The sequence below is a fragment of the Planktothrix sp. FACHB-1355 genome (genome assembly GCF_014748295.1).
Classification (GTDB): Bacteria; Cyanobacteriota; Cyanobacteriia; order Cyanobacteriales; family Aerosakkonemataceae; genus Aerosakkonema; species Aerosakkonema funiforme_A.
Genome location: NZ_JACJUP010000082.1, coordinates 1 through 11,209, shown reverse-complemented (window position 1 = coordinate 11,209; position 11,209 = coordinate 1). Strand labels below are relative to the sequence as shown.

General features: G+C 42.0%; 8 protein-coding genes. All 8 read left to right on the top strand.

Going from position 1 to position 11,209, the window contains the following annotated elements:
- The first annotated feature begins 224 nt into the window (after window positions 1-224).
- The 8 genes from H6S82_RS06260 to H6S82_RS06225 all read left to right on the top strand — a co-directional run bounded on the left by H6S82_RS06260 (window position 225) and on the right by H6S82_RS06225 (window position 11,027).
- Window positions 225-3,122: a PAS domain S-box protein gene (locus tag H6S82_RS06260; protein WP_190472075.1), complete on the top strand. Its 2,898-nt coding sequence runs from the start codon at window positions 225-227 to the stop codon at window positions 3,120-3,122.
- 97 nt (window positions 3,123-3,219) lie between these two features.
- Entirely contained in the window at window positions 3,220-4,371 is a 1,152-nt protein-coding gene (locus H6S82_RS06255) for a hypothetical protein (RefSeq protein ID WP_190472078.1), read from the top strand.
- 437 nt (window positions 4,372-4,808) lie between these two features.
- Window positions 4,809-5,798: a phytanoyl-CoA dioxygenase family protein gene (locus H6S82_RS06250; RefSeq protein WP_190472081.1), complete on the top strand. Its 990-nt coding sequence runs from the start codon at window positions 4,809-4,811 to the stop codon at window positions 5,796-5,798.
- A gap of 285 nt (window positions 5,799-6,083) precedes the next feature.
- Window positions 6,084-6,671 carry a class I SAM-dependent methyltransferase gene (locus H6S82_RS06245; RefSeq protein WP_190472084.1) on the top strand — a complete coding sequence of 196 codons (588 nt, stop codon included), beginning with the start codon at window positions 6,084-6,086 and terminating at the stop codon, window positions 6,669-6,671.
- Between the two features lie 79 nt (window positions 6,672-6,750).
- Window positions 6,751-7,902: a 3-phosphoserine/phosphohydroxythreonine transaminase gene (serC, locus tag H6S82_RS06240; RefSeq protein ID WP_190472087.1), complete on the top strand. Its 1,152-nt coding sequence runs from the start codon at window positions 6,751-6,753 to the stop codon at window positions 7,900-7,902.
- 8 nt (window positions 7,903-7,910) lie between these two features.
- The gene (locus H6S82_RS06235) at window positions 7,911-9,317 is read left to right on the top strand and encodes a methyltransferase domain-containing protein (protein WP_190472090.1); all 1,407 of its coding nucleotides are present in this window, start codon (window positions 7,911-7,913) and stop codon (window positions 9,315-9,317) included.
- A 53-nt stretch (window positions 9,318-9,370) separates the two neighbouring features.
- On the top strand, window positions 9,371-9,841 hold the full coding sequence (gene panD / locus H6S82_RS06230; RefSeq protein WP_190472092.1) for an aspartate 1-decarboxylase: 471 nt from the start codon (window positions 9,371-9,373) through the stop codon (window positions 9,839-9,841).
- Window positions 9,842-9,920: 79 nt separating this feature from the next.
- Complete coding sequence (locus tag H6S82_RS06225; protein WP_190472095.1) at window positions 9,921-11,027, top strand: TauD/TfdA family dioxygenase; 1,107 nt, start codon at window positions 9,921-9,923, stop codon at window positions 11,025-11,027.
- Window positions 11,028-11,209 lie beyond the last annotated feature (182 nt).

Below are 11,209 nucleotides of genomic sequence, written 5' to 3'. Positions count from 1 at the left end.
AAATGCCCTTTTGATTGATGTGTGACAGTTGCGGGTGCGGAATGTGGGTTCCAGTATACCTTTAAGCTATAGTTGTCGCCCCGTCAGTAGCGAATCGGCATATTAAATCCGCTAATATTTTTCTCATTCAAGTAAATAGTATAGTCAACCACAACCGCCAGCTTTCTTTGCATCAAGGCATGGGGATGAGTTGATTAGATCTGGTACAGTATTATGATTGCTTTATGACCGAAAGAGCAAGTTTACTTCAACGCTGCTATCAGGGCTGGGCAAACATTCCGATCCGAGTGTTGCTGACAGTTCCATTTATGTTGCAATTGGTGGGAGCGGTTGGGATAGTCGGTTATTTGTCCGATCGAAGTGGACAGCAATCAGTCAGGGAACTGGCAGACCAACTCACGCAACAAGTGTCGCTGCGGATTCACGATCGTCTCACCATCTACCTGCACACCTCCCAAGACGTTGTAGCCGCAAACTATTTGGCAGTACAGCAGGGAACTCTTGACCTAAAAAACTTTGAGCAGCTACAACAGCAATTTTGGCAACAAGTTACCCTTAACCCCTTAATCGAAGGTGTCCTCTTTAGCAACGAGGAAGCAGAAGTCATTGCTTATGGTCGTTTTCAGAGTGAAGAAATTGTCAAAGAATCGGAAAAAGTTACTGGGGAAAACTTGTCGGTTGGTATGCCTTTTTTCTATAGCTTGAAAAGTAACGATCTCGGTAAACGGAAATATTATTTGGTTGACCTCAAAGGCAATCCTCGCAAACTCATCTATACCTTCAAGATTGATAACCGCATAGCTCCTTGGTATCGCTATGGTAAAGCTGCTCGTCAACAAACTTGGTCGCCCATTTGTGTTTACAAGATTTTACCGACTTTAGGAATTTACGCCCTCGCTCCCATCTACGACGCTACCGGAAAATGGCGGGGGGTTTTTGCTTCTGATTTTACCCTGGCTGCACTCAATACCTTTCTGAATCAGCTAAAATTCTCACCCTCTGGACAGACTTTTATCATGGAGCGTTCTGGCAATTTGGTTGCCACATCTACCCTAGAGATACCCTTTGTGAAGCCAGCTTTAGGGGAACCAACGCGATTATTAGCGGTAAATAGCAAGGATACCCTAACACGAGATATTGCTCGGCAACTTACCCACAAATTTGGCAACTTGAGTACCCTGCAAACAACCCAACAATTGACGCTGATGAGTAACCACGAGCGGCAGTTTGTCCGGGTGACTCCTTACCAAGATCGATATGGTTTGGATTGGCTGGTGGTGGTGATCGTTCCCGAATCCGATTTTATGGCAGACATTCATGCTAATACCCAGCGAACCTGGCTTTTATGTGGGCTGACTCTATTGGTGGCAGCAGGGACAGGAATGTTGAGTGCGCGTTGGATTGCCCGACCTATTTATCGATTGCAGCAAGCCGCAGAAGCTCTTGCCGAAAGACAGTTAGATTATCCAGTTGAAATCTCTGGAGTCGGTGAAGTAGCAAGGCTGACGATCGCTTTTCAACGGATGGCGCATCAGCTTAAAACGTCGTTTCGATCGCTGCAAGAGAGCGAACAACGATTTGAGCATCTTCTGCACAACGTTCCAGTGGGAATCAGCGTTTTTGATAGCACCGGAAATCAAATTTTACTCAATCAACTCGGTGAAACTATTTTAGGGCGAGGAAATCTTCCTAACTTGTCCCTTGAAGAACTATCCGCAGCCTATCAAATTTATCAAGCAGGAACTAATCAACTTTATCCTGTAGAGCAGTTGCCAGTTACACAAGCACTGCGAGGCGAGACAACTTTCGTAGATGATATGGAAATCGAAGTCAAGGGTGAGCGAGTAGCCCTGGAGATTCATGCCATTCCGTTTTTCGATGCAGCAGGCAATCTTCTCTATGCTATTCTTGCCTTTCAAGATATCACGAAACGACGACAAGCCGAGCGGATTTTAACCGATTATTCCAGAGAGCTAGAACACCAAATTGCCGAACGCACCCAGGAACTCCAACGCAGTGAAGAACGGTTTCGCAGCGCCTTTGAAGATGCTCCTATCGGCATGGCATTAGTAGCGCTTGATGGTCGATTCATTCGCGTCAATCGATCGCTTTGTCAAATCCTGGGTAACAGTCAAGAGGAATTGCTGACCAAAACTTTTCCAGAAATTACCCATCCTGATGATGTGGCAACGAATTTAGAGCAAGTACAAAGAGCGATCGCAGGTGAAATTAACATCTACCAAGTGCAGCTGCGGTATTTGCATCAACAAGGTCATATTGTCTGGGCTTTGGTGAATGTATCGGTTGTCCGAGATAGCCGAGAATATCCTATTTACTTTATTGCCCAAATTCAAGATATTAGCGATCGCTATGCGATCGAACAAATGAAAAATGAATTTATCTCCATTGTCAGTCACGAACTACGAACCCCGCTGACTGCGATTCACGGTTCTCTCGGCATCTTGGAATCGGGAATCTATCACAACAATTCTGAAAAGTTTAACCATCTGATTTCAATTGCCCTCAATAATAGCGATCGACTGGTGCGATTGGTGAATGATATCCTCGATTTAGAGCGATTGGAGTCGCAAAAAACCGAGTTGGTGAAGGAAGCTTGCGAGGTGACGGATCTGATCGAGCAAGCCGTTGAAACTGTGCAGCCTCTAGCGGATACTGCCAAAATCCATCTCGATTGGACACCGCTTGCTGTCTCGGTATGGGCTGCACCAGACGCGATCGTGCAAACCTTAACCAACCTGTTGAGCAATGCCATCAAGTTTTCGCCTGCGGGTAGTACAGTGTCGGTAAAGGCAGAGGTTATCGAAGCGAAGGATTCAAACAGGGAGAAAGTCAGGGAGAACACCCATACCTCACTACCTTATATTCTCTTTTCTACTTGCGATCGCGGACGAGGGATTCCTGCGGATAAACTCGAAACAATTTTTGGTCGATTTCAGCAGGTGGATGTACAAGATTCCCGACACAAGGGAGGAACGGGGTTAGGACTTGCTATTTGCAAGAGTATAGTTCAACAGCACCAGGGACAGATTTGGGTAGAGAGTCTGTGGGGCACAGGAAGCACCTTTTATTTTACCTTACCCGTTCAGCCACCAGCGGAATGATCGAGAGAATGGGAAATTTTCTCCTTCTCATTTATTTCTTATATTTTTCCTCTAGCTTGCTTAGTTGATAGACCTTCTTGAGTAAGAGGACAATGTAATGTTGACAAGCGAGCATTCCAAAAGATTAGCTTCCACTAAAACCTTGCCAATAGTTAACAGCTACAATGAATGGGACACCCTGCAAGAAATTATTGTAGGTCGCGTTGAGGGAGCCTGTGTTCCTCAGTTCGATGCTACAATCAAAGCCAATACATACCCTAAAAACTGGTGGTTTTTCCAAAAATATGGCGGTCGTCCATACCCTCAAGAACTGCTAGAACCAGCATCAAAACAATTGAATGAGTTCTGTCGGGTGTTAGAAGGAGAAGGCGTAACCGTAAGGCGACCCGATATTATCGACTTTTCTTCTAGCTATAAAACTCCAGACTTTGAAGCCACAGGTCTGTATGCCGCCATGCCACGAGATATACTAACCGTTATCGGAAATGAGATTATTGAAGCACCAATGGCGTGGCGAGCGAGGTTTTTTGAATACCGAGCTTATCGCTCTTTAATGAAAGAATATTTGAAACAGGGCGCTAAATGGACGACTGCTCCCAAACCTTTGATGAGCGATGAATTGTACGACTTTGACTATCCCATAGAAACTGTCGAAGATCGGCACGAACTGGCAGAACTTGGGCGTTTTGTAACAACTGAGTTTGAACCTTGCTTTGATGCTGCTGATATTACTCGCTGCGGACGAGACTTATTTGTTCAGCGCAGTCAAGTTACGAATAAACTAGGCATTACCTGGCTCAGAAATCATCTTGGCGATCGCTTTCGGGTTCATACACTGAAGTTCCAAGATCCGAACCCAATGCACATAGATGCCACATTTGTCCCCCTAAGACCCGGATTAGTTTTAACCAATCCCGACAGACCTTGCTATCAAATCGACATCTTTAAGAAAGCCGGATGGGATGTTGTGACAGCAGTGCAACCCACTCTTCCTGATAACTGGCCACTCTATATGTCGAGTAAGTGGTTGTGCATGAATATCTTGATATTAGATCCCAAGCGGGTAATCGTGGAAAAGGACGAAGAACCAATGCACAAATTCTTCAAAAATTTAGGATTTGAAGTCATTCCGGTTGCTTTTCGTCATGTCTATACTTTTGGCGGTTCGTTTCACTGCGTCACCTGCGATATACGACGAGACAGCCAACTTGAAGAGTACGGATTTGACAATCCAATTGACGAGGATTAAGGATTTGCTTCGAGACTGTTAACTTAGGGTTCGCTCATTTGAAAGTCAGTTAGAGAAATTGGGCAAATCTTGGTTGAAGCCATACCACCAAAGGGAATGATCGAGAGAATGGGAAATTTTGTCTTTCTCATATATTTCTTATATTTTTCCTCTACCTTACTTAGTTGATAGACCTTACAGTTTATTTACGAAACTTCTCAAGCGGGAATCATTGGAGTAGCCAGACATGGCACTAGAGGAGGATGTCGGGTTAGTCTTTTCGTTCTGAACATCAATGTTTCTACAGCGGTTTCTAACTCTGTGTAGTACAGTTTTTTAATTTTAACCACAGATGAAAACAGATGAACACAGATAAACACAGATGAGTTTGTATTACACGGAGTCCGAAACCGCTGTATGACCTTAGCGATCGCCAACACATATCTAGAGATAACTTTATGAAATCATCCAGTAACCAGAACTCATACCTTCCCAGCGCCAATGCCAAGACTGATAGCATAGATGAAGCTTGGACAGGAACCAACGAACAGTGGTGGAATTGGTATATTTCATTGGCTGACAATAGCCAACAACCAGTTGCTCCAGAGAAATTAATTGTTCAACCCGAACAAGCTCAAAACAAAGTACCAACCATTGAAGAACTTCGTAAAGAACTCGCCAAGCCTTTTCCTATTTCAGACACTCAAATTCAACAATTTCAAACGGACAGTTATATAAAAATCAAAAATGTTCTCAGTCCCGAAGCCCTGTTTTTGCTCCGAAAAGAATTGAAGAAACTGTTCGAGCAGTATAATCCACCCGATCCGGCTCGACAATTCAGTAGTCGAGAATTGCTGTGGCTCGAAAGTGAAATCGCTAGGGAGTTTGTGTTCAGCAAAAAATTGGGTCGGCTGGCAGCAGAGTTGTTGGGAGTGGCAAGCGTTCGGGTCTACCATGATGACTTTTTGTGCAAAGAGACAGGATGTGGCCGTACTCCCTGGCATTACGATAGTCAACATTACCCCATTGCCAGCAATAATATTGGTACAATGTGGATTCCGCTGCAATCGACTCCCAAAGAAATGGGATTGCTGGAGTTGGCGAAAGGAATGGAAGTTTACAAGCTCGTCAGAGAAATCCCATTCGATAAATTTTCTCAAAATCATGACCGGGCCATATCCGAAATGCTTCAATCTCGTGGCATCGCGATCGATCGAGAACCCTTTGAGCTTGGGGAGATCAGCTTTCACCATTGTTTGAATGTGCATGGGGCGGGTGCCAATCATACCACCCAGCAGCGTATAGCTTTTGGGATCAGCTATTTTGAAAATGGAGCTTGTGTCGTTGATGCTCCAAAGCTGATTTCCGGCGATTGGCAAAAGTTTATGCCAGGAGTCCAGCCATCAGAGCCTATCTCCAGCTTTTATAATCCGATTGTTTACCCGTAAATTTGGCCCGACCTTATTGATACAGATTGCATATCAATGAGTATTTTTCCATATTGCCCAAATTCAAGATATTAGCGATCGGTATGCGATCGGGAAAATGGGAAATTTTGTCTTTCTCATATATTTCTTATATTTTTCCTCTATCTTGCTTAGTTGATAGACCTTGCAAATATCTTCTTAATTAAGGACTTCATCAGGAATATGGAAAGTACAAATATTTACGAATAGGACAAAGGTCTGGCACTTCTTGACTATCAGAATTATCCTGAAGCGATTCAAGAATATATGGCACTGGAGGAAGCTTTTTTATTCAAGCATTTGCAAGGAGCTAAAAGTCTGCTAGAAATAGGCTGTGGAGATGGTCGCTATCTGAAGATGCTTGCCCCATTTGTGGGAGAAATACTTGGCATTGATTATGCTGAATATCTGGTCAATGTTTCCAGAAAAAGAACCAATAATTGGCATAATGTTGATGTGATTCATGGAAATGCTAAGGATTTACCATCTCTTCTGTCTAAAACCTATCAATTTGCCACTTTAGCTTGGAATACCATTGGTAATATGCCACCAGAAATTCATCCAGATGTGTTTAGGGGGCTGAGTCAATGGGTTGAAGAAAGAATTTTTATTTCCACCTATCAATGCAGTGATGCCGTCATGCAGGAAAGATTGAAACTTTACAAAAATTGTGGCTACAAAGTAAATAGTATTAATGGAAATAAGGTAATTATGGAAGATGGACAACATACTGCTTATGCTTATCCAATCAACTATTTTCAAGAGTTACTGGAGTCTAATCATTTCTCAATGGAAACTTACGATCTAGGTTTTTGTGGGGTAATGATTGTAGGAACTAACCAGAATTTTAGTTAAAAATTCCGATGAATTTTTAACTAAAATTCACCTAAATAGCTTGTAATTAATCAGTTGCTCCCAAAAAGTTATCAAAAATATGATATTATCCCCAAAAACTCAAGTAAAGAAAAACTTTTCCGATGGTCGGGCGATCAACTTTTATGCTGGCCCTGGTGCTATCCCTTTACCCGTTCTGGAAAGAGTTCATGCAGAACTGTTTAACTTCAATGGTACAGGGATGAGTGTGATGGAATTAAGCCATCGCAGTGATGAGATTCAATTTATCATTGATGATAGTGCTGAACGCATTAAGAAGTTGATGGGTTTAGATGATCAATTTGAGATTATCTTTCTCCAAGGTGGAGGATCGTTGCAATTTCTCATGGTTCCCATGAATTTCTCTCAACCCGGCGATCCAATTGATTATATTGATACGGGATATTGGACAGGAAAAGCGATTCGCTCTGCACAAAGTTTAGGGAGAGACTTAAAAATTATCGCTTCATCATCTGATTATAACCACACCTCTGTTCCCAACTTAAATCAGATTCATACCCGTCCAGGTGCTAAGTTTCTTCACCTTTGTAGCAACAACACCGTTGTTGGTACTCAATTTCATAGCTTTCCAGAAATTCCGATTCCGGTGATTGCTGACATGAGTTCCGATTTTATGAGTAAGCAGATTGATGTTAGCAACTTGAGTGTTATTTACGCCCATGCTCAAAAAAATGTTGGACTGGCTGGGACTACTATTGTCTTAATTCGCAAAGAAATGTTGACCAAAATTTGCGAAGGGCTACCTGAATTTTTCGACTACCGCACCCATATTAAAAGCAAGTCTAATTATCATACTCCGCCCTGTTTTTCAATTTATATCACTTGGCAGATTTTACGATGGATTGAAGAAGATATCGGGGGACTGGAAAATCTAGAAAAAATTAATCAGAAGAAGGCTTCATTACTTTATGATTTTATTGATTCAACGTCTTTATTTCATTGTCCGGTAGAGCCATCTTCCCGTTCTCAAATGAATGTGGTTTTTACAATTCCAAATGAAAGCCTAGAAAAACAGTTTATTTACGAAACTTCTCAAGCGGGAATCATTGGAGTAGCCGGACATCGCACTAGAGGAGGATGTCGGGTTAGTCTTTATAACGGTGTCACCCTAGAAGCAGTAGAAAGGCTGATATTCTTTATGAATAAATTTGCCAAGCAGCACTCGACCTCAGTAACTCAAGTTATTATTTAGGTAAAAAAATGAAATTAAAAAAATTCACCGAAGCAGAAACCGAAGCATTTTACGATAGTGAAGATAGTCTCTATCGAAGTTTTTGGGATGAAGAAGGCAGTCTCCATTGGGGGTATTTTGACAACTTAGAAGACTCTCAGCCCGAAGAGTTTATTAAGGCTTGTCAACGATGGAATCACTATATGCTCGAACAGAGCAAAATTGATGCCTCTTCCAAGGTGTTAGACATCGGTTGTGGCAATGGTAATACTGCGATTTGGCTGGCGCAACAAACGGGTTGTGAAGTTGTTGGCATCGATCTAAGCGGTGTGCGGGTTAATAATGCTCAAGAGAAAGCTAAAAATTATCCTCACCTAAATATTTCCTTCGAGAAAGCATCTGCCACTAGCTTACCTTATGACGATAATTCCTTTACCCATGTTTGGAGTCAAGCCACAATTTATCATATCCCACAAAAGGAGAAAGCCTTAGAAGAAATTCAGCGAGTTCTTCAAGAAGGGGGAATATTTCTCTTTGATGATTTGATAACGCCTATCCCAGAAATTAGCCCTTCGGGTTGGCAATATGTTTACGAAAGATTACTTTTTGAACCCACTTTTAGCTTTGAGAGTTATGCAGATTTCCTCAGTCAGTTAGGGCTGTTGGTTGGAAAAAAAGTAGACTTGAGCGACCACCTAAAAAAAAGCTATGAATTGCTCTCTCAACTGGCTTTAGAAAAATATCCAGATTTAAGTATGGCATATCAAAAAATGTGCGAAGCTATTGATAAAAGGGAGTTAGGATGGGGATTTTATCTTTGTACAAAAGTTAGCGATCGCTTAACTTGGATTTACGAAACAAACGATCGAGAAACCTTACGGAATAAGTACAATGCCTGGGCGAGAATCTACGATCGAGAATTAGATAAATCCTATCGGGTTTCTCCGATTAATTCAGCCCAAACTTTAGCCCAATTCTTGCCGCATAAAGATGCAATTATCCTCGATGCGGGTGCAGGTACAGGAATGGTTGGAGAAGCGCTGGCCGAACTTGGATATACCCAAATTGTAGGAATCGATCTTTCCGAGGAAATGCTAGAAATTGCTCGAAAAAAACAAGTTTATCAGGATTTATATCTGGGAAACTTAGAAGACGAATCCCTAAAAATATTTTACAAGGAATTTTTTGATGCTATTATTTCTGTAGGCGTTTTCACCTTTGGTCATGCTCATCCCCAAGCTTTAAACAATCTATCTTCTTTGTTAAAGTCTGGAGGTTATTTTCTCCTAACAGTGCGAGAAGACTACTACAACACTAATGAATCTTTAAAACAGGTGCTAGAAGAGTTGTCATGGCGTTTAATTGAGCGAAAGAAATTTAATGCCTTTGAAGTAGAACCCATGTATGCTTTTCTGTGGCAAAAACCTAACTCTTGACACCAATTTGCACAATCCAATCCCAACTATCGAAACAAAATTGAGGAGAAATTATGGCTACAATTAAACTGATGCACGCCAAACTTCATCGAGTGCGGGTAACAGAGGCTAACCGTCATTATGTGGGTAGTGTCACCATTGACCAAGACTTACTGAAACAAGTCGGTATTTTGCCTTTAGAAGAAGTGGAAATTGTTAATATTGACAATGGAAATCGCTGGTCAACTTATGTTTTACCAGGAGAATCTGGATCGGGTCAAATTTGTCCCAATGGTGGCGGAGCGCTATTGTGTCAAGCTGGAGATACTTTGATAATTTGGGCGAATGAACAACGCGATCGCTCTGAAGTTTTGCAGTATGGACATGAAGCGCGGGTACTGATCGCCGATGAAAATAATTGCCCTCAAGAAGTGTTCTATCAAACATTAATCCCCAAGGGAGAAACCCTGGAATACAACGGTTATCAAACCATAAACGGGAAAGAATCCCTAAAAGATAAATTAGAGGTGTTGTTAAAATCCTAAAATCAGCCCGAAAAACCGGATTTCTAAAGTGGGCAACCAGCCCACAAAACCTCAATTAACTAAACTATCATTCATCACAATGTTCAACCATAATTATCTCACAGTTGAAGATAAACGCTTTCATTACATTTGGTTACGCGATAATTGCCTTTGTCCCCAGTGTCGCCATCCCACTTCTTTCCAGAAAATTCATAATATTAGCGATCGCACCACTCCCCCCAAACCTTTATCAGCAGAATTAGGGAAAGAAGAATTAACGATCGACTGGGACGAAAACCCATCTCATCAGAGTATTTTTCCCCTCTCTTGGTTGATGATTCATGCTTACGATCAACCCCATCGTCGGAGAGAAAAGGGGAAAGAGGAAAAAATTCTCTGGGACAAAAGCGGAATTGAAGCTTACTCACTCCAGTATCATGATTTTCCCAATTGCGATCGTACCTCCTGGGTTAAGGAACTTTTCCAGCTAGGATTTACTTTCCTAGAAAACATGAAATTAGAGGAATTAGCGCCTTTTCTCGCCGACAACATCGGGCCGATATATCACACCGAATACGGAGCTTTTGCTCCGGTAAAATTCAAACCAGGGGCGAATGATTTAGGAGAAACGGACTATCCCCTATCACCCCACACCGATTACCCTTATCGGTATAATCACCCCTTGCTGGTCTGTTTTTACATGGTAGAAAATACGGTAATGGGTGGAGAAAGTGTTCTAGTCGATGGGTTTCGTATCGCTCAAGACTTTCGTAAAGATCATCCAGACTACTTTCAAATTTTAGCCCAAACCCCGATCCAATTTCAACAGTTTTACACAGAGTTTCAATATTATTACCAGCGCACACAAACCCTCTTAAAACTTGATTATCAAGGAGAAGTAGAGGAGATTACCTTTGGTCACTCCCATGTCTATAATTGGGATCTACCATTTGAAGAAATGGAAGAATTTTATGCAGCTTACTCGGCATTTTTCCGTTATCTCGAAAATCCCGATTACCAATACTGTATCCGCCTGCAACCTGGCAATTGTTTGTTAATGCAAAACGCGAGAATTCTTCACGGACGTAAGGCTTTCAGTACTAATTCCGGTAGCCGACATCTTGAGGTAGTTTATTTGTCTTGGGACTACTTTACGGGACGGCATAATTTTGAGCAGCATAAGCATCTTTACTTGAGCAACAATTAGATAGCTCCAGTTGATATTGCATGATTACAGGTAGTTTATGATAAAATTTGTTCTAGAAACCCACAAACACACTCTGGGTTTTGTGTTAATCCTGATTACAGCTTTATGTTTGGGAACTGGGCCTGCGGTAATCAAGGAGGTGATTGTTAGCCTTTCGCCAGCTACACAATTCGCACTTCGTT